A 26321-nucleotide genomic window follows, 5' to 3' on the forward strand; every position below is an offset into this window, starting at 1 on the left:
AATTTTTTGATCTCCGTCACCCTAGCCACGCTCAATTCAGAAACTCGTTTTTCACGCACGCTGTCAGCTTTACCACATCAATTCAACGGTGCCGTATCGGTGCATATAGGCACGCCGATAGTCGCACCGCTATGAGCACTAAAAAGGACCCGTCCAGGGCGACAAGCGATGAGCCTAACCGTCTCGCTTCGTTCAGAGACACCCGAGAACTAACCACGATAAAGATAACTGCAAGCAATAGCGCAACCTCGCCAACTACCTTTCTGCCAAGCAGCGTACATCTTGTCTTTCCAAAGGAAAGCCTCACTTTCGCTCCGCAGTATCCCGATCCCGCGGCAAATGCTTTTCACGTCTTCGTCGTCGGCCCCCTCCTGAGCCGTGGTCCCGGCGCTCATGTTGAGCGCGTTGAAACAACTGCTCTAAGCGAACAGCAATATCTTTAGCCAGACCCGGACCTGTAAGATGGACCCCGATTTCAGCGTACGGCGCATCGCGGCGCGTATCAGCCGACGACCAGTTCAGGCTGGTCACGATGATATTGTCGTCATCCCATAAGAGGAACTTGCCATGAAGATCGCCATCCGGCACTTCGATAAGACGCACGCCGGTTCCCTCGGTCTCGCGCTTCAACGCACTGGCGTCAGCCTTGCTGACGGGTGCCGATACGCGTGAATAGTAGATCGTACCTTCGACGTCCTTACGCTTGGATGCCGAAACCAGCGGGATGAGGGTCTTGGGTTCTGCTCCCCGGCCGAGCCGGTCGCCGCCCACCATGATCCGGTGAGCGGCGTTGTTCCGCGCAAAACGAATTGCCTCGTCGTGCATATCGCCTCGGACCATTCTGATCCGGCTCGCCCCGCTCGGGGCCGAGAGCTTGCGCAGCCCCCGCGCCAGTTTGGTCAGCTCGCCGACCGTCTCTGATACGGGTATGGCTGCCAGGATGAGATCTGCAAAGTCCTGGGCACAATGGGCGATAGCGTGGGCATGCCGCAGCACGACCGACGCCTCAATGCGTCTGAACTTGGTCGAGAGCCAGTTGCAGGACCCGACGATCGCGACGTAGCGGCCGACTGAGCCGTCGTCGGCTATCAGGAGCTTGGCGTGCGAGCGCGTGCAGACCATGTGCACGCGCGCCCGGTCCCTCAGGGCCGGATCCTTCTGGATGACCTGGTTGATCTCGATGGCCTGCTCGAAATTGCGTTTGGTTGTCGCAGCGTCGCGGGCCGCGCCCCAAAAGATATCGATGCTGGCGCCCTGGTCGGCAGCCTCCCGAAACGCATCCTGGAGCTTCACGAATGCGGCGCTGTCGAGGAACGTCGAATGAATGACGACCCTGTAACGGGCTCTCTTGAGAACGGCCAGCAATTGCTTCTCATGCTCGGGCCCTGTCAGGAGGATGTCGTTGCGGTCGATCGGCGGGCTTACGACCGATACGCCCGCGATGGCCGGGATTTTCGGCGTACGAAGACGCACCGAGGCGCCTCGTTTCGTTTCGGCCGCCGCGCGCCTGATCGCCCGAATCAGGTCGCCAGGTGCATCCTGCGGCAAGCCGCCGATCTCGTTGCCGGACACGGTAAAGAGGGCGTAGGCCGGCGCGAAAGTCGATTTGTTGAAGTCGATTTGCGTCAGCTCCTCGTCGCCGGCGACATCGCCAAGTATTGTCTCTGCGGTCTCGTGCAGCTTCCATCCCGGCAAATTTGACCACGCCTCCTCGACGAGGACCTCGCGTACGTCGTGCTCCTTGCGGATCTTCGCAATATCGTTTGGCCGGTACGGCTTCAGCTCACGCTGCCCGAAGGCCCGCAGCGTGAAGGGTTCGACGCAGAAGGAGAGCAGGCGGGAGCCCGGCCGTGGAACGCTCGGAAGCGCTTCGGCGTTGGCAAGGGCGTCGTTGCCAGCGGCGCTGGTGCGAAAGGCCGCTCCTTCACTGTTGGTGGCAAGCTCGACCCACCCGGCCCGCATCAGGCGCAGAATCAATCCGTTCAGGAGTCGCGCAGGAACCTTGGCAACATCCGCCAGCTCCTTTGAGTTGCGGGGCTTGACCGACAGCGCCCAAAGGACGAGGCGGTCGACCGCGCTCCAGTCGTTACCCTTGTCAACCCACACCCGAAGCCGGGCGGCGCGCACAGGCACCGCGACGCGGACCGTCATCGCGAGGCCTCCCGCAGTTCGGCCCACTCGACGATCGAGACCTTGGGTGTACCGTCCTCTAGTTTTTCGCCCTTCAGGCGATCGAGCACCGAGACCAGCAACGGCAGGAATTCGCGGTCCTCATCGGCCAGGCGCTTGTCGCCCGAATAGCTGCGTGCATGGACGCGCAGGAATTTGAGGCTGGTGACGATGATCAGCTTCCATTTGGCGCGGCTCAACAGAACATTCATCCGGCGGCGCCGGCGGACAAAGCCGAGCGCTCCCATCCCGGAGTGCCCGTTGTTACGGACGAGGGAGACAATGACGACGTCGGCTTCGCCGCCCTGGAATGAGTCGACCGTGCCTTCGTACCCGCCGCGCTTCTTAGGTTTCTCGAACCGCGCCAGATGCGGGAGTTCGCCGCGCGCATTCTCAAGGGCGAGGTCTAGCCGTGTCACCTGCTCATTATAGGGGGACAGCACCGCGAGCGACGGCCATTCGCCCTTCTCATTCTGCAGCGGTGTCAGCCCGGCGATGGTTTTTAGGACCGCGTCAATCTCGGCGGGATTGTGATAGGCGGGCATTTCCTCGTTGGCACCGTCCTCCTCCTGGACGTAAGGCATATTGACGATCACGTCGGCGACTTGGGCAGGTGTGCTGCTAGCGCAACCGGCGGCGTGCCTTCGAGGAATCTCTTCGCGACCTTGTCGGCGTCCTTTAGCCGGCCACCGTAGAAGCATTCGGAGATGACGGTCGATATCACCGGATGCATCCGGTGCTGATCCAGAAGCTCGGTTGCGGCCTGCAGCCGCGTGGGATTGGTCTTTCGCCATTCGAGTTCAGGCTCCACGAGGGCCTCGAACAGGCGGATCATGCGCTTCGCTGCATGGCAGGTCCGGCCGAGCGCGTCATCGTCCTCCATCAGGTCGATGAGCTCATCGAGCCCGTAGTCGTAGAAGATACCCCCGACCAAACCGCCGCTCTGTAGCACGGCGTTTTTCACATTGGTCTGGTTGCCGAGGAATTCGAGCACGCGATCGGTATCGAACGGCGGAAGCTGGTTGTGATCGCCGATCAGCAACCGCCGCATGGAAAGAAGTAAAGGCGCAATCAACTCGGGGCCCGTCGCCTTGGCAGCTTCCTCGACGATAACCCAATCGAACTGGTTATGGTCGTTCACAAGCCGGGCGAGGTCCCCAGAGTTGGCGGTAGAGAACAGGATGTTGGCCGATCGCAACACAAGGGATTCGAAGGAGCGACGTTGCCGCCGCGACTCGTGATCGGAGGCATTGCGTCCCTGCCGTGCATCATCTTTCATCGCGCGGATGGCAGTGGCGACCTCGATCGGCGCGCCACGTACCAGCGGGCTGCCATCGAGCGCGGTAAGATATTGCTTGACCCGGTCGGTCGTCTGCGCCCCCGACAACTCGGCGACATTGTCGGCGCGCGATCGGACCAGGAGCGGTTCCGGGTCGATGGCAGCTTTGGCAAGGGTTTTCTGCACGCCCGCCGCGAGCTGATCGAGGGCCTGGTGCGCCTGCGCGCTGAGGAGGATGCGCGCGCTCGGCTGCTGTTGCAGCACGCGGCGCACGATCTCAGTGACGAGCTTGGTCTTGCCTACGCCCGGTGGCCCGACCACGAGCTGCGTCGGGCTCGTCGTCCAGATCGATCGAAGCGCCTGCTGCTTGGACGCATCCAGGTCCCTGAAATCTTCATCCTCCTGCAACTCGTCATGATAGCGGCGGAGCCGCTTACGCGGCGCGGCAAGCATGGAGAGAAGCTCTTCCTGCGTGGCAAGGGCGCCGAGCAGGCGGAGCCGCCGGTTGATGGCCCCTTCCGTCCCGGCATCATCGATCTGCCGCAGGAACAGATCGGCCGTGGGCGGGAGCTCGCCGGCCGCGCTGAATGCGTAGACGCGTTCGTTGTCCAACCGGACGGGCTCAATGAAGCGGACCGTCACGCTCGCACGGCCGAGATCACTGAGGGAGCCAGAGTCCGATACCAGCCACTTGGCATCAATATCGGCTTCTTCCTCCAAGAACATGCGGGACAGTGTGCGCTCCGGGCTGTCCACGCCGAGGGCCTCGACGAGGGCACTGCGCCGGTCGTCGGCCCGCGGCGACAGCAGGATCCGCTCCTCACCGCCCGGGAGGCGCCGTCGCCTGGCACGGACCGGGATGATTTCTGCGGCCCTGAAAAGCGCCTCGGTCAGCTGGGCCAACAGCAGACCATGCTGCACTGCTTCGAGTGCCTCGTCATCATGGTCGCCGAGGTCATCGAGGGCGGTACGCCAGTCGATTGCATCCCTGCGTATCTCCTGGAGACGCCGCCCCGCGCTTCCGTAGCGGATCACCTCGATGCGGTGCGCGGGCAACTCGACCGTACGGTGCCGGCCGAGGAATATGTCCTTTCGCGGACGGGCGTGATCGCATGTGGCAACCCGCCAATCAGCCTCGGCAAAACCATCGGGCGAATATCCCGCCAGGCTGTAGCCGAACAGCTCGGTCATGACGATCAGGCTACCGTCGGCGGTTCGGACGAGATCAGCGCCGCCGGCAATGTCGGCGTCGACGAAATTGATTTGCGCACTGTGGTCGTCGGCATCAAAGAGGTCACCTGAAGCGTCCCGGAGCGCTCGGGTGAGCAATGTGGATCCGGTCCGAATGGCGAGAAGGTAACGCCCCCGGTCTTCAAGTGCGGAAGCGGACAGATCCAGGATGACACGCTCGATGCGCCTGCAAACGATCTCGGCGTCAACCGCCCGATGGCGCGCAGGCTCGATCAGCCAGCGGAGCATGTCCCGCTCACCGGCCTCCAGCACGGCGAGTCGCTCGCCGCCGGCGTCGATCTCCTCAGTGGCGGAGAGGCCGCGGCTGAGGCGCGAGACGTCGAGCTTCAGGAGGCTTGCGAGCAATAGGCCCAGCGCGCGCCAGTCGTCGAGGAACGACATGATGATCGGCGCGTCAGCTGACTTCGCAAACACGACAACCGGGGCCTTGTCCGCCTCCGACAACCGGACGCACCATTCAAAGCTGCCAAGCCGGAAGTCGGGCGCCGTGGCAGATGCCGTAAATACCGAGGAGCTGTCCAGACGGCCATAAACCAGCCCCTGATTGTGCACGGCTTCGAGCGCTTTTGCGAGGCGCTCGGCGTTTCGCCAGAGAACGATGCGCGAGCGCGGGACATCAAGATTGTTGAGCCAATGATCGGAGCGCGCGTGCCTGATCATGTTATCGAGCGGCGTAAGGTCCCTCGGCATGGCCAGAAAGAAGGCGTCTGACGCTTCGCCATAACGTAGCAGCTCGACGATGACCTTGTTGGCGCCTGGATAGGCGAGCACACGCTCGGCCTGACGCATTTCATGCTGCCAGATTTCACGAAGATCATCGTCGACAGCCGAGCCTGTCTTTTGCCAGTATTTGAGCACTACGGGCTGGTCCTCGCGCTTGTCGTGGGCCGATATGATCGCCGATTTGAGCGGCTCAGCGCCGGGGGCCGAGAGGTATTGATCCCCAAGGTCGAACTGGTCCGCCAACGGCCGCAGTTTCTTCAATGTGCTCGGCATCAACTATGAGCTCGGATGGAGCATCGCTTTGGCGAGGCGGGCGTTTGCATATGCAATGTTTTTTAGTATTCGGGCCGGCTACGCTGCCGTCGAAATTACATCGGCAGCGTCTCGGTCAGCCGGGGCAACCTGATTCGGCGAGCTAACTTTAGCAAGATTTTCCCGTTCGGCATTGGCGGAGGCAGCACTATACTCCGGGATATCCCCTACGAGCGCTTCATCGTCCACACCCGCTCTACGCGCTTACCGTCTCGCTGGGAATACGGGGCTACTACGACTGGATTTCAGATTGAGCGATCGCCATCGCGATAAATTACTTATTTCTCAATACATTAAGCATATGCTCGCATGACTGCATCAATGATACCGAGTGGCAATCGGATCCTTACTGTTAGTAGGCGTCGTGCAATTGCCTTACCTAGGCGCACGGCCTTCAAGCCGTCGGCGGGCCTCCCTCAGCCACCCCTCATCCAGGCGGAGCGAGCAGATCAAGCTCTTTTCATCTGTGATTCTGTAAACGGTGATCCGAGAAAAATGTTGAGCCTTGAGGTTCAGAGCGGCCGCGCGGCGCCGGCTACTCTCGGCCTGTTCGTCCAGGACGCGGAGCATCGCATCAGGTAAAACGAAGAACAGTCGGCAAGGCTCGATTTCGTCACCCGGACTGGTCACGGTCAACCGCCAATTTGAGGCGCCGTCCTCGTCTAGCTGATAGTGGATGCTGGTCCACGGATCGGCCGGAGCCTGCATATGGCGGATCATCCGATCGGCATGATCCGCTTTTAGGAGAACGACAAAGCCGGTTGCCGATACACCGACGAACAGTTCGCCGATATTCCAGGCGGCTTCGAGCAGCGGCCGGAGCACCGGCAGTAATCCTCCGTCGGCCTCCTCTAGCGGCAGATCCCAAAGCTCACGTCTCAGTGTCGCGCGTATCCTTCTGAGAAGCTGTCCACGTGGCGTAGCCGACGCGATGCCGGCGAGCTCCATCCTTTCGATGTAATCGTGCAGGGCATCCCCAACGGTATCGATCGCCGAGCGCAACTCGTCGTATTCGTGGTGGGACAGGTCGAGAAGTGCGACCTGATGGGCAAGGGCATAGGCTTGTGCACCCGGCGTGAAACCCGATGTGGAACACAGCGCATATCGATAGCTGTAGCAGAACCCTCTCCCGCTATTCGTGACGTCTTCGCTTGTGCGCCCCGAACCGATTCCGACTGATCGCGCCTGCACCGTCACAAGCATCTGATTGACGTCCTGGAGGATGCCGACAGCGTGCCGTGCCTCGGGGATGCCCACCTTTCCCCGTCCCTGCCCTCTCCATTTCGCCTCGATGAAGAGGCGAATGGGATTTCCGAACGCCGGAGCCCATGTCAATTCGCCCAGTACGTCGGCCTGATGAAATCCGCCGCGGCCGCGCACCTGGAGCCCATTGCCCATAAGGGCGAGGTCGTGCGGGTCATCTTCCGGCCTCGTCAGAAGGCGATAGCCTGCGTTCCTGATCAGCGAAGCGACGACTTCTTCGAGAAGATATCCTTTCAGGACACCCGACGAGATCACCGCTCTTCTTGCCATTGCCGGCCTTGCCTTGCTCTCTTCCAGGATGCAGATCTGACCTCGTGCCCTACACCAGCCTGGCATCCCTCACAATGCGGCGGCCAAGTTTATGCGAGCCTCCGTACCCTATCCTCGCAAGAACCGCCCGCTCTCGTTGCTGCGCAGCAATTCTTCCTCTGGCAGTTTGGGCCACGGCTCGCTAATAAATCGACCGTCGATCATCGGACCGAAAGGGAGCATTGACGTGCCGACGCTGCAAGCGATCATCGCATCCAAATATTTCGAGAAGCTGCGTCAATCGAAGGACGTGGATGCTGGAATGATCGCGAAGCTGGAGGAGCTTTTCGCCTCCGGCAAAAAGATCAAGACCGATGAACTGGTGACGGTTTTCGCCACGCCGGCCGGGAGCGACATCACGTGATCCGCCTCGAACACGCGCATATCGAGGAGATGCGCGGTATCCGCAACCTCGACATCGCTTTCGATCAAAAGACGTTCTCCATTTCCGGCCCGAACGGGTCCGGCAAGAGCGGCGTCATCGACGCCGTCGAATTTGGCCTGACCGGCCGTATCAGCCGATTGACCGGCACCGGTACCAAATCGCTCTCCATCGCCGAGCATGCTCCGCATGTCGATCGCGTCCGTTTTCCGGACGCAGCACTCGTCAAGCTCAAGGTCTATTTCCCGGCCCTCAAGAAATCGGCGACGATCACCCGCAAGGTCTCAGCACCCAAAAAGCCCAAAATCGAACCGGCTGACCCTGACATCAAGGCCGCCTTCGAGCAGCTTGCCGACCATCCCGAGATCGCGCTGTCCCGCCGAGACATCTTGCGCTTCATCCTGGTCGAGCCGTCGCGGCGCGCCGAGGAGGTCCAAACCATCCTCAAGCTCGAGGAGATTGGCGAGAAGCGGTCCGTACTCAATAGCGCGCAGAACCGGGTCAATGCGCTAAAGCGAACAGCCGAGGCCCAGTTTCAGGCGGCGCGCAGCAGCTTGCTGACCCATATGCAGATCCCGAGCGTCAAGATCGATGATCTGCTCGCGTCCGCGAACGCGCGCCGCAAGCTTCTCGGTCTGCCCCTACTCGATCAGCTGACGCCAGATACCAGGCTTGACGCCGGGCTCACTTCGGGTCACCCCACGCCAGCGTTCAACAAGCAATCGGCCCTGCGCGACCTTACAGCGATGGCCGCCACCCGCAGGCAGCTTCCCGAGCTTGCCAAGGGCGAGGTCGCCGCCCTGCTCGCGATCATTAGCACCCTCGCGGGCGATCCGGCGCTGCTGACTTCGCTCCGCCGCCGGACCCTTGTCGAGCAAGGCATCGAACTGATCGACGGCCCGCAATGCCCGCTCTGCGATAGCTCGTGGGAGAGCGAACGGCACCTGCGGAATCACCTCGCGATCAAGCTCGAGAAATCCGACGAAGCGCAACGCCTGCAGAAAGATCTCTTCGCCAACGCCAACGTTCTCGACCATGCCGTGTCGGGCTGGCTCTCGCAGCTCGCGGCGATCCGCAGACTTGCCGCGACGCTTGAGGATGAGGCATTCGCCGCCGCGATCGACCAGTGGACCACGGAGCTCGCCACGCTGCAGGGCAGCTTCCGTTCACTCGATGGGCTTCGCAGCATCAGCGAACGCCTCGCGTGCGGGTGGCATGCGGTGCCGGAAGGTTTTGACGAGGCCGCGGCCGGCTTCGCAAAGATGGTCACAGAGCTACCCGATCAAACGGCCACAGTCGATGCTCAGACTTTTCTCAGCACCGCGCAAATCAGGCTCGCCGACTTCCGCGAGACCATGCGCGCGGACAAGGCCGCCGACATCGCGGTCGCAGCTGCGACGTGCGCCTACACGACCTATTGCGAGGTCATGGACGCCGAGCTGGAGGCCTTGTACGACAACGTGCAGCAGGATTTCAGCACCTTCTATCGGCTCATCAACGAAGATGACGAGGGTGAGTTTACCGCAAAGCTTTCGCCCAGCGCCGGCAAGCTCGACCTCGACGTCAATTTTTTCGAGCGCGGCCTTTATCCGCCGGGCGCCTTTCACAGCGAAGGCCATCAGGACAGTATGGGCGTGTGCCTCTACCTCGCCCTGATGAAGCGCCTGTTCGGCAATCAATTCACCTTCGCCCTGCTGGACGACGTTGTGATGTCCGTCGATACCGGCCATCGCTATCAGTTCTGCAAGCTGCTGAAGACGCATTTCAGGGACACGCAGTTCGTCATTACCACGCACGACCGCACCTGGGCGGAACAGATGAAGTCCGCCGGCCTCGTTACCGGCAAGACCTCACTCCGTTTTCACAGCTGGACCATCGATACCGGTCCGCTCGTGGAGTCGAACGTCGAGGTCTGGGACGAGATCAAGACCGCGCTCGATAAGAACAAAGTCGGGGTAGCGGCCGCGGCTCTGCGGCGACATCTCGAATACGTCTCCAGGCACTTGGCCGACCAGCTTGGCGCCGCGGTAGTGTTTCGCGGCGATGGCGGCTACGAACTGAACGATCTTCTCCCGCCGGTGCTTGCGCGTTTCAAGACGATCTGCGCAAAGGCCGCCGACGCCGCGCAGTCCTGGGGAAATGAAAAGGGGAAGGCCGAAGCGACCGCGCTCAAGGCCAAGCTCTCCGCGTCGAACGCGGCGTCCTCGGTCGAGCAATGGGCCATCAACAAGGCCGTGCATTACAACGAATGGGAGAATTTCGGCAAGCGCGACTTCGCGCCGGTCGCTAACGCCTTTCGCGAGCTGCTTGAATGCTTCAGATGTGAGAGCTGCGAAAGCTGGTTGTTTGTGACGCCACGCCACAAACCGATGTCGCTGCGCTGCGCTTGTGATACGGTGAGCCTCAATCTGGAGTCCAAGCCGAAATAATCCGGGCGACCGGCGCGCCCAACGACGCTCCGCCGGGCATCAAGCCGGGATTTTTTGCCGCCGGCCAGTGCAACATGGCCAGCCACGTCAGCGCGGGACTTGCGAACTCGGTTGCTCCGCCGAAGATGCGAACTTCATTTGCATTTGCGCACCGTAAACATCGCGCATTCAACGCGTGGAGCGCAGCCAAGTAGGTGCGAGCACTTCGTGTGCTTTGTGGCGGATTGCATCGTTGCGGCTATCACCGTCGCTCGAAATTGCGCACGGAGCTGTCGGATCGTGCGCGCGAACCTGCGCGTGGTCGGCTCCGTGAATTAGTGTGGCGGAGTTCGCCAACGTTCGTCGGCGCTTATTCAGCGGATATTCGACGACTTTTCAATGCAAGTGCTAAGTCGTTGAAATCTCTGGCGCTCCCTAGGGGAATCGAACCCCTGTTTCAGCCTTGAGAGGGCCGACCCACCCGTTTGAAAAATCGTAAGTTCGACGGAAGAAGCTCTTACTGAGACCTCGCAGGGATCCGTGCGCTCCTACGCCGGTCACATTGTGGAGAGCCGACTGTTAAATAGGCTCCGAAAAACACCGTTTGAAAAACCGTTTTAGTTCGGCCTTCTCAAACGGTTTGTCTTAGTAAGTGCTTGATTTGTTTGGTGGGCGCACCAGGGCTCGAACCTGGGACCCGCTGATTAAGAGTTCAGTACTATCCCTTCGCCACAGTTTCTAGATGTACGCCGCTACGATGAGTATTGGAGAAGCCCTTTGTTTGTAGGTGTTTCTCGCATAGTTTCGCGCTCCGTCGAACTCAAACCTCCCAACTGCTCAATCCGCCAACACCGTTTGAAAACCGTTTTGGCGGCCGTGGACTCTCGTAATGACCGATATTCGAATTTCTCTCACCGACAAGGCAATCGCTCAATTACCCGCTCCGAAAGAAGGCTGGTACCTAGCGCGTGATACAGAACTGAAGGGCTTTTTCGTGGTCATTGGAAAGCGACGGAGAACCTTTACCGTCCAAGGTGACCTGAGACGCGGTGGCAAGCGGGCTTCATCCATTAGGGTTTCCATTGGCGATGCTGGTGAGATGTCGACCCGCGCTGCGCGCGCCACTGCCAAGGAGTACTTGGCCCAGATTAGCCGCGGACGGCACCCAAAGGACGAAAAACAAACCGAAGCACCGCATCCCGATCCGGCGATGGCAATTGGCGGGAGGGTCGCGAGTATCACTCTCAGGCAGGCCTGGGAACGGTATCTCGATGCGCATCTTATCCGGAAGAACCGCAGCGAAAAGACCATCGAGGGCTACGCGATCACGTCGAACGGATTTTTGCGGAATGGCTCGATACCACCCTCCATGAGCTCGCAACCGATCCGGCTCGGGTGGCCAAGAAGCACGATGAAGTCACACGAGATAACGGGCCTTACATTGCCAATGGAAGCATGCGGACCCTGCGAGCCATCTACAATCATGCTCGGAAGACGAACAGGTCGCTGCCGTCAGATAATCCAGCCGATGCGGTCGACTGGAATGTCGAGCAGCGCCGCAATACCGGCATGGGATCGGCTGACTTGAAGGGCTGGTTTGCGCAGCTCGCCACTTTCGACAACCCGATCCGCAGAGAGTTCCACCTCTTCACTCTCCTATGCGGTTCGAGGCCTACCGCTCTCCAGGAAGCCAAGCCGGAACACATCGACTTTCGGCGCCGCACTCTGCACATCGCCAAACCGAAGGGTGGCAAGAAGAAGGCCTTCGATATTCCCCTGTCGCGACAGATGATCCTTTGCCTCGTCCGCGCAATCCGATTTGCTCGGCACATCTATCCTCTGCAAGCACAAGAGTGGGTGTTTCCCGCCGACAGCGCATCGGGGCATTTGGCGGAAACAAAAGAGGACCGGGAAATGCTATCGAAGTGGGGCAACGACCTCCGTCAGAACTTCCGTACGCTCGCAACCGCGGCCGGCGTATCCGAGGTCGACGCCAAGCTCTTGATGAACCATGCCATTCCCGGGGTAAACGCCGGCTACATTACGCGGCACAAACTTCTCGAAGATCATCTGCGCAGCCAGCAGCAGGCGATCAGCAGCGCCGTATTTGATGCGTTAGGCCCGTCGACAAGCCAAGAGGGCGCGCTGCGGGATTGGCTCGGAAGAGGTGGTATCCGACGAGCAAGCCAACGCGCGGCGTCCGATAGGAAACAAAGCGTAGTCTGCCAAGTTGCTCAAATTAAAGAAGAATCATTCTGGAACTCGGCCGGGTGAACGTTCGACGCTGTCGAGTATGCAAAGCAGTCCCTCAGCCCGCCGGGCGGGGCAGGCCGAGCGAATCTCGCAAGGTCGAGCCGTCGTACTCCGTCCGGAACAAGCGGCGACGTTGCAGCTCCGGCACGAGACTGTGGACCAGCACCTCCAACCCACGCGGAAGATATGGGACCTGCAACATGAAGCCGTCGCAGGCGCCGGCCTCGAACCACTCCTGCATGCGATCGGCCACCGCACCGGGCGTGCCGGCGAAGCCGCTGGTGGTTCGCCCCGCGCCATAACGCTGTCCTAGTTCGGCGAGGCTCAGGCCCGAGCGCCGCGCCAGTTCGGAGACCTCGCGGTAATGCCCTTCGACGCCGGGAACGTCGAGATTCTCGGGTAGGACCTGATCCTGCGGGAAACGCGAGAGATCGACGCGGAGATGATAGGACAAGGTCGAGAGGCCCGACACGGGATGCGAGAGTTCGTGGAGCTGGTCGTGCAGCGCCTTGGCCTGCTTCTCCGTGTCGCCGATCACCGGGACGATGCCGGGCAGCACCTTGATCGTATCGGGGTCGCGGCCGAAACGGGCCGCGCGGGCGCGCAGGTCGTTGCGGAATTCGACAGCGACATCGATCAGGCCCGGCGTCACGAAGATGATCTCAGCCCATCGCGCCGCGAAATCGCGACCACGATCCGAGGCGCCGGCCTGGATGAAGACTGGGCGCCCCTGCGGCGGCCGACTGACATTGAGCGGGCCCTGCACGTTGAACCATTTGCCGGAATGATCGATCCGGTGCACCCGCGCAGGGTCGGCGAACAGCGGCGTCTGGCGATCCCGGACCAGCGCACTATCTTCCCACGAATCCCACAGCTTGGTCACAACCTCGAGGAATTCGTCGGCGCGCTCGTAGCGGCCCTCGCGCGAAAGCTGCTCGGTCAGGCCGAAATTGCGCGCCTCCGCCTCCTGGAACGAGGTGACGATGTTCCAGGCGGCGCGGCCACCGCTGAGATGGTCGAGCGTCGCAAGCGCGCGCGCCAGCACATAAGGCTGGGCGTAGGTCGTGGAAATGGTGGCGCCGAGACCGAGATGCTTGGTCGCGCCCGCGATGATCGAGAGCACGACCAGCGGATCGAGCCGCAGCGCGCCCAGCGCGCCATAGCGAAGCTGGCTGTCGAGGCTGCTGCCCAGCGTGTCGGGGATCGCGAGGATGTCGGCGATGAACAGAAGATCGAAGCGCCCCTGCTCCAGCAGCCGGCCGATATTCTGATAGTACGCAGCGGACAACAGATCGCCATTCGCTTCCGGATGCCGCCATCCGGCATGGCTGCCGGAGACGGGACCTGCGGAGACAAAGGCGGCGAGGTGCAGTTTCTTGTCAGGCATGATCAGCTCACAGTCCAGGAGATCTCGACGGGACCGCCACGCTTCAACGTATTGTAGATCGGGCAGTTGGCGGTGAAGCCGGCGACCAGCGTCTCGGCCTCGCCCGCCGTCACGCCGGACAGGCGCACCGCGATACGAATCCATTCGTATTGCGTCGGATCGGTCGCGTGACGGCGGAACGAGACTTCGGATCCGGCCTCCCGCAGTACAATCCCCTGCTCTTTCGCTGTCTTCTGGATCAGCCCGAGCGAGCAGCTGCCGAGCGAGGACAGCAGCAATTCGCCGGCGTTGATCGCCTCGCCGGGGCCCCCGACGGCCACGCGCTGGTCCGAGACGAAATGGTTCGTCCTTGCCGTGAGCAAATAGCGGCCGAACTGGCCGATGGTGGCAGAGGTGATCGACACCGTCTCGCCCGTCTGAGCGTTCATGATGCTTCCCTCGTGTTATCAGCGTCGACGCTTAGGCACCGAGCTCCAGCGCGACGGCCTTCTTCGCCGTGTCGAACTGCGTGCCAAGCAGGAACGACCGGACGTCGACCTTGTTCGGGAGCACGCCGAGCGCGTGGAAATTGTCGGCGAGATCCTGGGTCGATGCTGCCGCCGCTTCATCGATCGGCTTGAGCGCAACCGCGGTCGACTCGGACAGCCTGGCATCGCGGACAAGCTTCTCGTAGACGGCCTGCTCAGTCCCGTTCGGCGGAAAGCCGCCTTGCGAGGCCCATAGCGCGACGGATTCGGCCGGATGCGCGAAGATATAAGCCTGGGTCTCACGGATGATCTTCACGAACTTGGCGAAGAGCTGCGGATACTTCACCGCGACGTCACTGCGCGCGACGTAGAAGGCGTAATCGTAGGTCTTCACATCAGGCAGCAGGCGGGCCTTGCCGCCGAGCTTTGTCAGCGCCAGCGCCGTGGCCGGCTGCCAGTGAATCCAGCCATCGATGCTTCCCTGCGCGAAAGCCGTGAACGCATCCGCCCCGCTCAGGCTGACGGCCTGCACATCAGACAATCTGAGGCCGGCGGTCTCCAGGTATTTGATCAGGCTGTAGGTGCCCGTCGTGCCGTTCTGATGGGCGATCTTCTTGCCTTTGAGATCGGCCGCGGTCTTGATCGAGGAATTGGCCTGCACCAGGAAGTCGACCTCATCGACCGGCAACGGGTAGGCCGCAAGCGGCACGATCGGAACGCGCGCCGGAACAGCGTTCACGACTGCGGTAGCGGTCGCGAAGGTGAAGTCAACCGAACCGGCCTTGATCGCCTCCATCACCGGCAGCGATGCAGTGAAGCCGGGTTGCCAGACGACCTTGGTGCCGAGCTCCTGCTCGAGATTGCGGCCGCCCACGCCCGCCCGCAGCGATGCCCAGACGCCGGTGCGGCCGTCGCCGATGACCGCGACGGTCAGTTGCTGCGGCACGGCGTGGGCGGCATTCGCTCGCGGTGCTCCACCCGCACCGGTCGCGGCCGCGGCAAATCCCGCACCGATCGACAGCACTGCGACGGCGCGTCGAACCACCAAAAGTCATATCGTCATCCTTTCGCTTTATTATGCAACAGTGGCCAAATCGCGCTCGGCCGTCAGCAGGCCGTCGAGCAGCTCCTCTTTCAGAGCCGACATCACCGAGGCTCCACGATGCCGCGGACGCGACTGGTCGAAGATCAGATCGCGCGCGATGCCGCCGTCCTTGACAAGGAGCACGCGATCGGAGAGCAGCAACGCCTCCTCGACGTCATGCGTGACCAGCACGACGGTCCGGTGCCGCGCAATGAGTAACTGCCCCAAGAGCAACTGCATCGCAGCGCGAGTGATGGCGTCGAGCGCTCCGAACGGCTCGTCCAGCAGCAGCAGATCCGGCTCGTGGATCAGCGCCCTCGCCAGCGCCACACGCTGGCGCTGTCCGCCGGACAGCCCGACCGGAAATTCACCTTCGCGCCCCTGCAACCCGACGGCCTCGAGGATGCACGCGGCCTCGTGCTTTCGGCCCCTGATGCCCAGCAACACGTTGCCGAGCACAGTCCGCCACGGCAGCAGACGGTCCTCCTGGAACATCAGCCGCACATCCGCCGCTGGTCGTCCGGAGCTCGATGCGGCCACGCGAGGGCGCGTCCAGCCCCGCCACAAGACCAAGGAGCGTCGACTTGCCGGCGCCGCTCGGCCCGATGATCGAAACGAACTGGCCCGCCGCGATGTCGAGATCGACTTTCTCAAGGACCTTGCGCCCGGCGAATGATTTGCTGACCGAACGCAGGCTGACGCTGGCGCCGCTCATGCCTTCACCCCGTCAGCATAGTTCGGATGCCAGCGCAGCAGCCGACGTTCGATCAGCCGCGTGATGAAATCCGACAGCCAGCCTGCGATGGCATAGAGAATGATGGCCAGCACGATGCTGTCGATACGCAGCAACTCACGGGCATTCTGCACCAGGTAGCCGACGCCATCACGTGAGGCGATGGTTTCACCCACCACCAGCGTGAGCCAGGCCACACCAAGTGCATAGCGCATACCGACCAGGATCGGCTGAAGCGCCGCCGGAAGGATGATGGATAAAACCACTTCGGAACGCCCGAGGCCGTAGGATTTTCCAAGCTCGATCAGCTTGGGGTCGGCATTGCGAATGCCCCCGACCGTGTTGATGTAGACCGGGAATAGCGCCCCCTCGCGCGGAGGCTGTGACTTTCGACATCTATGCCGTCGTAGCCAGAATGTAGGCACTCCAGCAGAAGCGGCAGGCGCGTTGGCAGCTTGCAGCTGCATCGTCAACTGAGACGGCTGTCAACTACCAAGTGTCTAAGCATACCAGCGGGAGCGCTACATGTTAAAAGTACCGCAGAACGTAGCCTTGCCTAGTGAGGTCATCACCGTGATGGCGAGCAGAGCCCACAGAATGCATCACTATCTTTGGCATCAAACACGAAACGGTTGGGCTCGCTATCCGGCTGCCACGCGATCCGATCTCGATAAACTTGGGTGGATGCCGCCGCGCGTCGCATCTTGATTGGGAAACCAATGTCGTGCTCGACAACCATGCCGGCGAAGACTTCTTGTTCATGCATAGGCAGATGATTAGGACGGTCAACGCCATCTGGCAGAGGAGCGCATGTTTCGCGATCCCGATTTCCTGCGCTCGGTGAGCCTTGGCCGGTTCGGCAGTATGATCGAAGCCACCATCCACGATGCCATGCACATGCGCTGGTCCGCCAAGCCGAGTGGCGGTATTCGTCCCGACACATCGGGGGACGGAAGCACTGGCGGGGTTATCAGGATCGATCCCAAATGGGACGATCCCATGTACGACTTCCTCGCAGACGGCTATGCAGCACACGTCAACCCGATCTTCTGGCGCATTCACGGCTGGGTCGATGATCGAATCTCGGATTGGATGATCGCCAATGGTATAAGAATCGGTTTTCATACTTCTAGGGTGGAGCCGCACTGGTTGGGAACTTGGCACGGCGTTCTGCCGACCGGGCCTGCGCTCGCATCATTTGCCTGCGCCCACGATCATCACGACGGCGGTGATGGACACGAGCACGCGCACGATCACGGTCACCACCACGGCGACCCTCACTACACGCAAAAGCTCGAGCACGCCGTGAGCGTGGTGCAAAAGAGCGGCGTCATTCATCATATCTATGCGCGTACTCAGTGCCGTTAGAAGAGAATTGCTATGGAGATAAATCCATTCGTCGGGTCGTGGAAGTATCGCAGCTTCTACAATCAGCCGCAAAAGCTGGATGACCTAAACAAGCTATTGTTTGGCGAGGGCGAGCTGAGGATCGAGCGGGCCTGCCCACTTGGCCTTGAGGGGACCGGCACTTTCGGCGATGGCTACGAAGTCCGGCTCCGAGGCAGCTGCGGTTTCGGGTTTCCAGCAGCCGTGCGTATGCAAGCGACCGGTACCGGCGCGAACAATCCGGGTTGGGTCTATGATTATGCGGGATATCTCGTCCCTGCCTGGCCACACGGCGTTGATCAACGCCCCGCCATTGTCGGCTCTGTCATCAGGACAGCATCTTACATTGAAAACGGCGAGGTCCGACCCGCGGGGCTCGTGGCGACATTTATCGCGGTGAGGCTCTAGCATTTCAGTCGGGTAGCGCGCAGGCATGTAGATGAGTGAGAGACATGGATAAAGCGACAGCGTTCCTTGGCGATGATCCCAACGTGGCCCTTGGCGCACTTAACGAAGTATTCAAGGAGCATGTTCTGCCCTTTCTATCCGGCTGGTGGGATCCGGATGGTGCGATCCCGACTGCCGAGGAGATTGCGGCGCTTCAAGCGGCCATCTTGAGGCGCGCCAGCGAGTCGCCGCTTCCGCCTAGCTACGAGCATTTGCCTGAATTGTTGAGGCGCCTTGCTGAGGGTCTGCGCTTCAATAGGCGCAACTACGTCAATATTCACCCAGGCCCGTTCGTCCCCTCGACGCTCGCGAGCTTCGTGGCGTCAATCCAGAACCCGAACAACATCGTGGAGGAGGTGTCCAAGGCGACGACTGCGATGGAGCACGAGGCCGTCGCATGGATGGCGAAGAATCTCTTCGGTCTGGTGGAAAGTAGCGGTTTTTGGGCAATGTCGTATCGGGCGGAACGGTTGCTAACATGATTGCGCTGCTGGTTGCGCGAGACTACACCTACGACAAGCTGAATCGGCCGCGCCCTAGCCGCGTCGGTTCGCGAGGAATTGCCGGGCTCAAGCCGGGAGTTGTGCTCGGAACGGCGGCAAGTCATTACTCGATTGAGAAGGCACTCTGGTTCCTCGGCCTCGGCCACGAAGATCTCGTTCGCGTGCCCGTCTGCTACGACGAGGCCATGGCGGCGGAAGCCTTCAGGCAGGAGCGCTTTCTGGAAGGAGTACGTCACGAACCGTGGCGCAGCCGCCTGCATACAGCCGTGGCTGCCGATCGCAAGCTCGGCGCTGCCGAGCTCGTAGACTTCTACAGTGGCAAGCAGAATCCGTTCGGCCTGCAACCCCTCGGATCGGACATCATGAAGACGCTCTATTCCTGCTTCGAGTTCGACGTGCCACTGATAGCAAGCATCCTTACGCTCGGCACGACGGACACAGGAACGATCGAGCGCGTGGACACCGAGGCTGTCGATCTGCTCCGGGAAGAAGACGTGTACATCCATGTCGATGCTGCCACCGGCGGATTTGCCTTCGTTAGCGACGACGTCAAGACCAAAATGAACAAGCTCGACGCGATCGACTCATTCACCATCGATCCGCACAAGATGGGTTTCCTTCACTATCCATGCGGTGCGGTTGTCTTCCGTGATCGAGGCTTTCGCGAGCAGATTTATCATCAAGCGCCTTACCTCGGTCCGCTTGCGCCGACGCTTGAGGGCTCGCGGCCAGGCGGGCCGAGTGCCGCGTTGTGGTTCGCCCTGAAGACGATCGGTGTCGATGGCTATAAGCAGATGGTCAATCATCTGTTGAAGTTTGCCAGCGAGCTGAACAAGGCGTTCGCTACGAGTAAACAATTCCAAGTCCTCCATCGCGTCGATTTGAACGCCATGGCGGTCGCACCGTTCCCGGAGGACAGCGAAACGCGACGCGATGTCAACGGCCTGGTTCGGGCGGTGCGAGAGAAGGTACTCCAGCGCTCGAAGTTCCTAGTGAATATCGACAGGCACCTTTCGGCAGTTAAAGTCCGCAACGATCCGAACCAGCCCGAATCGGACATCGTCGACATCGGGGCCTTGCGCATCGTGGTCACGAACCCGCTGGTCGAGCTTGATGATGCGCAGCGTCTGGTCGATGACTTGTGCACCTATTTGGTTGAGGCACGCGCTGAGGCTGGCAAAGGCCTCGCCCGTCCCACGTCAACTCTGCGCAGCTTCAGCGAGGAGCCGTGAGCATGAGCAAGCCCGCCCTGCCCCAGTCCGTTGACGCCGATCCGCAAACTGACGCACTCAGCGCCTTTCTCGAACAGGCTTTCGAACGGCAAATCCGGCGCAGCCCGACGAATGAGGCCGCCTTGCTCGCTCGAAAGGATCGCCAGCATCTCTGGGATGAGATCGATGAAGCCGCGCAGAATGACGCGATCGCAGAGGTAGGTCGGGACCTTGAGCGCCTGCGCGCTGACTTCGATCCGAAGTCATTGCCGCAGGCGGCGCGGTTGAGCTACTGGCTGTTCGAGAACGACTGCGTGACGAAGTTAGAGGCCAGCAAGTTCCGGCACCACAGCTACCCGCTGAACCAAATGGAAGGCTGGCAATCGTCCATCCCGGCTTTCCTGCTCAACAACCATCCTATCGACGCGATCGAGGATGCCGAGGCTTACATCTCTCGCCTCGAGGGCGTCCGCAAGTTAGTCGCGCAAGTCATAGATGGCGTCGAACTGCGAGCGCGCAAGGGAATCTTCGCTCCGAGGTTCGTTTACGACAAGGTCATCCGCGATTGTCGCAATCTCCTGAGCGGCGTGCCCTTTCACCCTTCAGGGCAGGACTCGACATGGCTTGCGGATTTCCGCGCAAAGGTTGCGGCGCTCCCTATATCATATGCGAAAAAGCCCCGGCTTATCGATGCAGCCATCCGGGCGATGATCAGGGTTGTCCAGCCTGCCTATGTTGACCTGATCACGGCATCGGTCAGGCTCGAGGCTTTGGCAAGTACGGACGATGGCGCCTGGAAGCATCCCGACGGGGATCAGTTCTACGCACTGGCACTCAAGCACATGACCACCACAGACCTGTCGGCGACGGAGATCCACGAATACGGCCTGCAGGAGGTCGCCCGAATTCACGGAGAGATGGAAAAGATAAAGGACGCGCTTGGCTTTGACGGTGACCTCGGCGCTTTCTTCGAGCACGTCAAGAAGGATCCCAAACTCGTCTATCCCGACACAGAAGAGGGGCGGAGCACCTATCTCCGTGAAGCGACACGTGTCATGAACGATATGTACCGCAAGCTCGACCGTTCTTTCGGAAAGCTTCCCAAGGCGCCTCTTGTGGTCAAGCGCGTTGAAGCTTACCGCGAGGAGTCGGCGGGTCTCGCCTTCTATCAGCCGCCGGCGACAGATGGCAGCCGGCCCGGCATCTATTATATAAACCTATCCAGAATGGAGGTACTGAAGACTTTTCAACTCGAAGCCCTCGCCTATCACGAGGGTGTGCCGGGACATCACATGCAATTGGCTATTGCAAGCGAGCTGACCGGCGTTCCCACGTTCCAGAAGTTTTCTTCGTACACTGCCTACGCGGAAGGGTGGGGACTGTATGCGGAGGCGCTCGCCAAGGACATGGGCGCGTATACCGATCCGATGTCCGACTTCGGTCGGCTTGTACTTGAGCTGTGGCGCGCTACGCGCCTTGTGGTTGATACTGGCATTCATGCAAAGCGCTGGACACGCCAGCAGGCCATCGACTACCTGCGCAAAGTCACCCCGAACCCCGAGTCAGAAATCATCGGCGGTGTGGAGCGCTATATCGTCCTGCCTGGCCAGGCTACGGCCTACAAAGTGGGCATGCAGCGCCTGCTCGCCTTGAGAAGCAAGGCCGGCACCGAGTTGGGTCAGGCGTTCGAAATCCGCGAATTCCATGACGTCGTTCTCGGCAGCGGCGCGCTCCCGCTGGGAATCCTGAGCGAACTGGTAGAGAGCTGGATCTCATCGAAGACTCCAGGTCCGGCTCATCGCAGCTAGCGCGCGACATAACTCTCGAACTGGGGAGAGCTAATCCGATGCGCCCTTATGGCTTCTGGACATCGACCACTTCTGATCCCGTCGTGGACGAGAAAAATTGGCTTGGATCACTTTGCGCTCGATGCAGATGCGATCTATTGGACGGAATTGCAGCAACCGCGGGTGGCCAGCTGCTAGATAGTGAAGCCTTGGCCCAGAATTTGAACGTCTCGGTGCGTACCTTGCATTCCGCGGCTTGTGCCATGCACGGGTAAGTCTGCATCGTTACGCCAGATCCAAAACGATGCAGTTCGTCCGCAGACATTTTCAAGCGGCTATCCGGGCAGACCGTCGAGTCAGTTGCGTCAGCCCAGGGCGTCTGGAATGTGGGTGAATTTTCGGGGAACTATCGAGCTTTGTTTGGAGATTCGCCTTCCGAAACGCTTGCACGAGGGCGACGCTACGTCGTGGTGAGCCCGAAGACCGTGAAGGACAGCGACCTGCGGGGATGAAGACGGTGTTTGGCTGGGCGGTGGTCAATCGTCGGCTGCCCAGCAATCCGGCCGAAGGGATCACCATCAAGGTCGGCAAGTCGCGCAAGCTCCGGTCCAAGGGGTTCTATGATTCGGAGGCCATCGCCATCCTGAAGCATGCCCGCGAGTTCGTGCCCGGCCGGGAAGCCCCGAAGCTGGGGGCGGCCAAGCGGTCGGTGCCGTGGCTGTGCGCCTTCACGGGCGCCCGCGTGGGCGAGATGATCCAGATTCGCAAGGAAGACCTTCGCCGCGAAGGCAAGCTGTGGGTGCTGCACGTGACGCCCGAGGCGGGGCCGGTGAAGACGGATGAAGCGCGTGATGTCGTGCTCCATCGGCAAGTCATCGAGGAGGGCTTCTTGGCTTTCTTTGAAAAGTCGAAGGGCGCTAAAGCCATCGGCTGCTGCCGCATGACCATGAGATATCGGACGACCCGAGCGGATGATGCCGGCGTTCGCCAGCGCATGAAGGCGATCGCCCAGGAGCGCCGCCGCTTCGGCTATCGGCCTGCATGTTCTGCTCAAGCGGGAGGGCTTTGCGATCAACCACAAGAAGCTATTCCGGCTGTACCGGGAAGAGAAGTTGGTGGTGCGCCGCCGTGGCGGCCGCAAGCGGGCGATCGGGACCCGGGCGCCGATGACGGTGCCGATGGCACCGAACGACCGCTGGTCACTGGACTTCGTCTCCGATCAGCTCACGGATGGCCGCCGCTTCCGCATCTTGACCGTGGTCGATGACTGTACCCGCGAGTGCTTGGCGCTGGTGGCCGATACCTCGCTCTCCGGGGCCCGGGTGGCGCGGGAGTTGGATCGGCTGGTCATGGAGCGCGGCAAGCCAAAGATGGTGGTCAGCGACAACGGCACCGAACTTACCAGCAACGCCATCCTGACCTGGGCCGATCGGAGCCGCGTCGCCTGGCATTATATCGCTCCGGGCAAGCCCATGCAGAATGGCTTCATCGAAAGCTTCATGTATAGACGGCCCCGCGGGTGCAAGAGGTTTTTACAGCACTTTGGATACCGGTCGGGTGCGTTCATGTATACGGCCTGTTAATGCGACCGATGCCATGGCCGCTGGCCCTGATGGAGATCGCGGATCGAGGCCTCATCAACGGGTCGCGCTTGTTGCGCTTAAAGCTCTTCGGGCTTGCTCGATCCCCAGCTCCGCCAATGTCCATCATGCTGTCATTTGCCCTCACACCATAAGGTGGCCAACGTACGCGGAAAGTCAGGCCGCGAGCTTAGGCCGATAGAATTCCCCGGTCGTCATCATCGCCCAGACGATCCGGGCCAACTTGTTGGCAACGGCGATGGCGACGACCATGGGCCGACGCCGTTCAAGCAGGGCTTCGATCCAGCCGCCTCCAACCCGGGAGCGTGCCTTTGGGTACCGAACTACGTTACGTGCTCCGATGACAAGCAAGTGCCTGAGATAGGAATCGCCCTGTTTCGTAATTCGGCCGAGCCGATCCTTCCCGCCGGTGGAATGCTGCTTAGGCGTCAGGCCAAGCCAGGCCGCGAACTCCCGCCCGGAGCGGAACATTGTCGCGTCCGGCACGGTCGCGGCGAGAGCGGTGGCCGTTATGGGACCGATCGCGGGAATCGAGGACAGCAACTTCGCCATCGGATTTACTCGCTGGATCTGAGCCAGCTCGCGCTCGATGGCCTCGACCTGCCGGTCCAATTCCTTCATTTGGTTCACAAGGACGGCTAGTGCGATGCGGGCGTGGGCCGGTAGCGTCAGTTCCTTGTCATCCAACAAACCCACCAGACCATCCACCCGTTGCCGGCCTTGCCCGACAATGATTCCGAACTCAACAAAGTGAGCCCGAATGGCGCAAGCCGTCATGGTGCGTTGGCAGACCAGCAAGCCTCTTGCACGATGAAGCATCAAGAAGCCCTGGTTCTCGACGCTCTTGATTGGAACGAACCGCATATTGGGACGGGTGACCGCTTCGCAGATCGCGGCCGCGTCAGCGGCGTCATTCTTAGCTCCTCTTCGTAGTAGAGTCGAGGAGAGGCGCGGTGATGCGCTTGTTGCGCGTTCCGTTTCCTCTCCCCGCTCATCAAACCGGACGTGCGGTTTTCCCGCATCCGGCTTTCCGACAGGTTTCGTCACAAGGCGCACGTCGGCGACACTTTGCGCACGCGGTTCAGCACAAGTACGCCAGGGTTCCCATAGATCTGATCAGAGAACCGTCTGACGCCACGTCCTGGCGTCTTATGTCGTCTGCGCAGAAAGGCGAGCACGCGGTCAAAGACGTGTCGATCAACGGCCTGATGAGCCGTAGCAAGCGAGCCATAGCTGAAGTAAGCGGACCAGCCGCGCAGAAGGCGGTTCAGTCGTGCTTGTACTTCGGGCCAAGCGCCCTTGTTGCCCGGCGTCAGCAGTTCGCTGACCTTCCTCTTGATCCGCAGCACGCTTTTCTTCGACGGAGCCGCGCCAAGATACCACCGCCCCCCATTGCGGAAGTGACGGGGTCCGAGCGTGTACCCAAGGAAGTCAAAGCTTTCCAATCGGGCATTCTTCACGGAGGTTTTAATCTCGTTGAGTGTCAGCCCAAGCTTGGTCATCACCGCTTTCGTCCACGTCAATGCGTCTTCCGCGTGGCCGCGGCTGAGAATGACGAAGTCGTCGGCATAGGAGATAATCTGGCCATGGAATGCTTCACGCCGACCGCTGAGACGCCAATGCTTCAGGAACCGGTTCATGTAGATGACAGAGAGCAGCGGACTGATGACACCGCCCTGTGGCGTGCCACACTTGTTACTCTTACCGCCGCTCATGCGCCGTTTCCCGTTGCTATCCCGCTCCTCGACCGGTACTCGCAGCCATAACTTAATCAGCCGCAGCACATTCCAGTCGACGATGCGTCGGGCCACCGATTTGAGGAGGTCCGAGTGCGGTATCGTGTCGAAGTATTTCGACAAATCGGCGTCAACAACATCTGTGTAGCCCCGGCACATAAGCCGGTGCACTTCCTTGACGGCATCGACCGCGTTGCGGCGCGGGCGATATCCATAAGCTCCGTCCTCAAAATCCCCCTCGAAGATCGGTTCCAGCACGATCTTTGCAGCAGCTTGGATGACCCGGTCCCGGATTGTTGGGATACCGAGCGGACGTTTGCCGCCGCCGGGCTTCGGGATCATCACCCGCCGCACCGGATCGGGCCGATAGGTCTTCGTGACGAGTTCATCGCGCGCAGGCCAGCCAACCATGCTTCGAGTCCCGACGCGTCGATCTGTTCGAAAGTTATTCCGTCCACTCCCGGCGCACCCGCGTTGGCGCGGGCCAGCTTGTAGGCATGGCTCAGAATGTCCTCGCGGCAGTCGTACAGCACGTAGAAGCGGAAGGCAGGCTCCGCCTTCGCTTTGCAATAAAGCTTTCTCTGAAGGCTCCTGATCTTATCGGGCGTTTCAAGGCTCATCGCCAATCTACCCTTTCCCTCGCCATCTTCAAAAGCGCACCTGAAGTCAGGGTCCTTTCCTCCGCCGGAATTACCCGGTGTCATCGGTACCTTTGACCCTGTCCGACTCCCGTCCGGTCCATCGACTACTCAATGCTGAAGGCGCGACCTTCGACCAGACGGGTCTCCCCCGATTACCCGTACTACCCTTCCAACGTGCCATGCCCATTACCCCGGTGAACCAGACAGGTGCGTGCGTCGATTGCTTCCCTGTCCGCACGGCCTTCCCCGCCATACGATCGGGTCGGCCCACATCGTAACTTTCGAGGCGTGCTCAGGCTTCACTCACGTTACGGCCCGCTGGATTGCTCGGCCGCCTAAAGCGACCTTTGTCACGAGGCTTCGATCCGTCCGATTGCTCGTCCAAACCGCTCGTCAGCTACCAGATCAATCGACAACTCTCTGGGTGGATCCTTCCTCCACTGGTAATACGCGCCGTCGGGGCGCACCAAAAGGCTTCACATATTGGGGAGCGATCAGTTTCACTTCATGGCCGAGCTTGACCATCTCCCGTGCCCAATAGTGGGCGCTGCCACAGGCTTCCATCACCACCACTGCCGATGGATGCCCCGCCATGAACTTCCGAAACTGAAGCCGCGACAGTTTCTTTCGAAACTTCAAGTGTCCCGCCATTGACGCCCCGTGGAGCTGAAACACATTCTTGGCCAGATCCACTCCGATCACCGTATCCATCAATTTGCCGTCCTCTTCGCTTCGTGGTTCAAACACTGCGTTCTTGGCACATTACGATGCCATCTGGGGAGGGCGGCAACCATCCCATCTCATCTGGTGGTCGGTGATGTGGAGGCCAGGCAAGGCATCGATTCCCTCTTGTCGAGACGAATCAACAGCTTGCACCAGCCGCACCCGGCCGCCAGACGGGTCCAAAAACGCGCGACGCCGATGGGGACGGTCCTCTGGTCGGGCTACGCCCTCGCTTCGGTCCGTCCCCATCGGCGCAGTCTCATCCT

General features: G+C 60.8%; 19 protein-coding genes, 1 tRNA gene and 4 pseudogenes. 9 read left to right on the forward strand and 15 right to left on the reverse strand.

The genetic code is table 11. The features are described 5' to 3' along the window. Nucleotides 1-303 precede the first annotated feature (303 nt). From DCG74_RS33280 to DCG74_RS33295, 4 genes are all read right to left on the reverse strand, one after another. Entirely contained in the window at nt 304-2151 is a 1848-nt protein-coding gene (locus DCG74_RS33280; protein WP_172789056.1) for a phospholipase D-like domain-containing protein, read from the reverse strand. After that, the gene (locus DCG74_RS33285; protein WP_172789057.1) at nt 2148-2765 is read right to left on the reverse strand and encodes a C-terminal helicase domain-containing protein; all 618 of its coding nucleotides are present in this window, start codon (nt 2763-2765) and stop codon (nt 2148-2150) included. Before DCG74_RS33285 ends, DCG74_RS33280 begins: the two co-directional genes overlap by 4 nt. Then, nucleotides 2762-5695, reverse strand: a complete 2934-nt coding sequence (locus tag DCG74_RS33290; protein ID WP_172789058.1) for an AAA domain-containing protein — start codon at nt 5693-5695, stop codon at nt 2762-2764. The genes DCG74_RS33285 and DCG74_RS33290 overlap by 4 nt, the downstream gene beginning before the upstream one ends. Before the next feature lie 414 nt (nt 5696-6109). Then, the gene (locus DCG74_RS33295; protein ID WP_128943120.1) at nt 6110-7267 is read right to left on the reverse strand and encodes a hypothetical protein; all 1158 of its coding nucleotides are present in this window, start codon (nt 7265-7267) and stop codon (nt 6110-6112) included. Nucleotides 7268-7493: 226 nt separating this feature from the next. On the opposite strand from DCG74_RS33295, the gene DCG74_RS33300 reads away from it, so the two are divergent. Next, the gene (locus DCG74_RS33300; protein ID WP_172789059.1) at nt 7494-7670 is read left to right on the forward strand and encodes a hypothetical protein; all 177 of its coding nucleotides are present in this window, start codon (nt 7494-7496) and stop codon (nt 7668-7670) included. Then, nucleotides 7667-10117: an ATP-binding protein gene (locus DCG74_RS33305; protein WP_172789060.1), complete on the forward strand. Its 2451-nt coding sequence runs from the start codon at nt 7667-7669 to the stop codon at nt 10115-10117. Before DCG74_RS33300 ends, DCG74_RS33305 begins: the two co-directional genes overlap by 4 nt. Before the next feature lie 405 nt (nt 10118-10522). Here the strand turns inward: DCG74_RS33305 and DCG74_RS33310 are convergent. Beyond that, nucleotides 10523-10589, reverse strand: a tRNA-Glu gene (locus DCG74_RS33310). 396 nt (nt 10590-10985) lie between these two features. On the opposite strand from DCG74_RS33310, the pseudogene DCG74_RS33315 reads away from it, so the two are divergent. Then, nucleotides 10986-12370: pseudogene (locus tag DCG74_RS33315) on the forward strand (tyrosine-type recombinase/integrase). A 34-nt stretch (nt 12371-12404) separates the two neighbouring features. On the opposite strand, the gene DCG74_RS33320 reads toward DCG74_RS33315, so the two are convergent. The 6 genes and pseudogenes from DCG74_RS33320 to DCG74_RS33345 all read right to left on the reverse strand — a co-directional run bounded on the left by DCG74_RS33320 (nt 12405) and on the right by DCG74_RS33345 (nt 16487). After that, the gene (locus DCG74_RS33320) at nt 12405-13736 is read right to left on the reverse strand and encodes an LLM class flavin-dependent oxidoreductase (RefSeq protein WP_172789061.1); all 1332 of its coding nucleotides are present in this window, start codon (nt 13734-13736) and stop codon (nt 12405-12407) included. Between the two features lie 2 nt (nt 13737-13738). Then, nucleotides 13739-14164: an OsmC family protein gene (locus DCG74_RS33325; RefSeq protein ID WP_172789062.1), complete on the reverse strand. Its 426-nt coding sequence runs from the start codon at nt 14162-14164 to the stop codon at nt 13739-13741. Nucleotides 14165-14195: 31 nt separating this feature from the next. After that, on the reverse strand, nt 14196-15248 hold the full coding sequence (locus tag DCG74_RS33330) for an ABC transporter substrate-binding protein (protein WP_257187458.1): 1053 nt from the start codon (nt 15246-15248) through the stop codon (nt 14196-14198). Between the two features lie 30 nt (nt 15249-15278). Further along, nucleotides 15279-15782, reverse strand: a complete 504-nt coding sequence (locus tag DCG74_RS38875) for an ABC transporter ATP-binding protein (RefSeq protein WP_274069620.1) — start codon at nt 15780-15782, stop codon at nt 15279-15281. Between the two features lie 85 nt (nt 15783-15867). Continuing rightward, a pseudogene (gene ssuB / locus DCG74_RS38880) lies at nt 15868-16002 on the reverse strand (aliphatic sulfonate ABC transporter ATP-binding protein); the annotation flags it as partial. Beyond that, nucleotides 15999-16487, reverse strand: a complete 489-nt coding sequence (locus tag DCG74_RS33345; protein WP_246709024.1) for an ABC transporter permease subunit — start codon at nt 16485-16487, stop codon at nt 15999-16001. The gene DCG74_RS33345 and the pseudogene ssuB, both read right to left, overlap by 4 nt. 343 nt (nt 16488-16830) lie before the next feature. On the opposite strand from DCG74_RS33345, the gene DCG74_RS33350 reads away from it, so the two are divergent. The 6 genes and pseudogenes from DCG74_RS33350 to DCG74_RS33375 all read left to right on the forward strand — a co-directional run. Continuing rightward, nucleotides 16831-17388: a hypothetical protein gene (locus DCG74_RS33350; RefSeq protein ID WP_172789063.1), complete on the forward strand. Its 558-nt coding sequence runs from the start codon at nt 16831-16833 to the stop codon at nt 17386-17388. Between the two features lie 12 nt (nt 17389-17400). Next, entirely contained in the window at nt 17401-17814 is a 414-nt protein-coding gene (locus tag DCG74_RS33355) for a hypothetical protein (RefSeq protein WP_172789064.1), read from the forward strand. Nucleotides 17815-17858: 44 nt separating this feature from the next. Beyond that, nucleotides 17859-18335, forward strand: coding sequence for a hypothetical protein (locus DCG74_RS33360; protein ID WP_172789065.1), 477 nt, complete (start codon nt 17859-17861; stop codon nt 18333-18335). Next, entirely contained in the window at nt 18332-19588 is a 1257-nt protein-coding gene (locus DCG74_RS33365) for a pyridoxal-dependent decarboxylase (RefSeq protein ID WP_172789066.1), read from the forward strand. The genes DCG74_RS33360 and DCG74_RS33365 overlap by 4 nt, the downstream gene beginning before the upstream one ends. A gap of 2 nt (nt 19589-19590) precedes the next feature. Beyond that, the gene (locus tag DCG74_RS33370; RefSeq protein ID WP_172789067.1) at nt 19591-21375 is read left to right on the forward strand and encodes a DUF885 family protein; all 1785 of its coding nucleotides are present in this window, start codon (nt 19591-19593) and stop codon (nt 21373-21375) included. Nucleotides 21376-22273: 898 nt separating this feature from the next. Beyond that, nucleotides 22274-22853: pseudogene (locus tag DCG74_RS33375) on the forward strand (DDE-type integrase/transposase/recombinase); the annotation flags it as partial. 258 nt (nt 22854-23111) lie between these two features. Here the strand turns inward: DCG74_RS33375 and DCG74_RS33380 are convergent. From DCG74_RS33380 to DCG74_RS33395, 4 genes and pseudogenes are all read right to left on the reverse strand, one after another. Next, complete coding sequence (locus tag DCG74_RS33380) at nt 23112-24002, reverse strand: IS110 family transposase (RefSeq protein WP_257187460.1); 891 nt, start codon at nt 24000-24002, stop codon at nt 23112-23114. Beyond that, on the reverse strand, nt 23999-25102 hold the full coding sequence (ltrA, locus tag DCG74_RS33385) for a group II intron reverse transcriptase/maturase (protein ID WP_246709019.1): 1104 nt from the start codon (nt 25100-25102) through the stop codon (nt 23999-24001). Before ltrA ends, DCG74_RS33380 begins: the two co-directional genes overlap by 4 nt. After that, nucleotides 25033-25317 (reverse strand): hypothetical protein, encoded by a 285-nt coding sequence (locus DCG74_RS33390; protein ID WP_246709020.1) that lies wholly within the window; start codon nt 25315-25317, stop codon nt 25033-25035. Before DCG74_RS33390 ends, ltrA begins: the two co-directional genes overlap by 70 nt. Before the next feature lie 483 nt (nt 25318-25800). Further along, nucleotides 25801-26043: pseudogene (locus tag DCG74_RS33395) on the reverse strand (IS110 family transposase); the annotation flags it as partial. Nucleotides 26044-26321 lie beyond the last annotated feature (278 nt).

The sequence above is a fragment of the Bradyrhizobium sp. WBAH42 genome (genome assembly GCF_024585265.1).
GTDB lineage: Bacteria > Pseudomonadota > Alphaproteobacteria > Rhizobiales > Xanthobacteraceae > Bradyrhizobium.

Excerpts from the sequence above, each read along its gene's own strand:
- DCG74_RS33280 (WP_172789056.1), bottom strand. The coding sequence starts at position 2,151 with ATGACGGTCCGCGTCGCGGTGCCTGTGCGCGCCGCCCGGCTTCGGGTG.
- DCG74_RS33290 (WP_172789058.1), bottom strand. The coding sequence starts at position 5,695 with ATGCCGAGCACATTGAAGAAACTGCGGCCGTTGGCGGACCAGTTCGAC.
- DCG74_RS33295 (WP_128943120.1), bottom strand. The coding sequence starts at position 7,267 with ATGGCAAGAAGAGCGGTGATCTCGTCGGGTGTCCTGAAAGGATATCTT.
- DCG74_RS33320 (WP_172789061.1), bottom strand. The coding sequence starts at position 13,736 with ATGCCTGACAAGAAACTGCACCTCGCCGCCTTTGTCTCCGCAGGTCCC.
- DCG74_RS33325 (WP_172789062.1), bottom strand. The coding sequence starts at position 14,164 with ATGAACGCTCAGACGGGCGAGACGGTGTCGATCACCTCTGCCACCATC.
- DCG74_RS38875 (WP_274069620.1), bottom strand. The coding sequence starts at position 15,782 with ATGTTCCAGGAGGACCGTCTGCTGCCGTGGCGGACTGTGCTCGGCAAC.
- DCG74_RS33345 (WP_246709024.1), bottom strand. The coding sequence starts at position 16,487 with ATGCAGCTGCAAGCTGCCAACGCGCCTGCCGCTTCTGCTGGAGTGCCT.
- DCG74_RS33350 (WP_172789063.1), top strand. The coding sequence starts at position 16,831 with ATGTTTCGCGATCCCGATTTCCTGCGCTCGGTGAGCCTTGGCCGGTTC.
- DCG74_RS33355 (WP_172789064.1), top strand. The coding sequence starts at position 17,401 with ATGGAGATAAATCCATTCGTCGGGTCGTGGAAGTATCGCAGCTTCTAC.
- DCG74_RS33360 (WP_172789065.1), top strand. The coding sequence starts at position 17,859 with ATGGATAAAGCGACAGCGTTCCTTGGCGATGATCCCAACGTGGCCCTT.
- DCG74_RS33365 (WP_172789066.1), top strand. The coding sequence starts at position 18,332 with ATGATTGCGCTGCTGGTTGCGCGAGACTACACCTACGACAAGCTGAAT.
- DCG74_RS33370 (WP_172789067.1), top strand. The coding sequence starts at position 19,591 with ATGAGCAAGCCCGCCCTGCCCCAGTCCGTTGACGCCGATCCGCAAACT.
- ltrA (WP_246709019.1), bottom strand. The coding sequence starts at position 25,102 with ATGGTTGGCTGGCCTGCGCGCGATGAACTCGTCACGAAGACCTATCGG.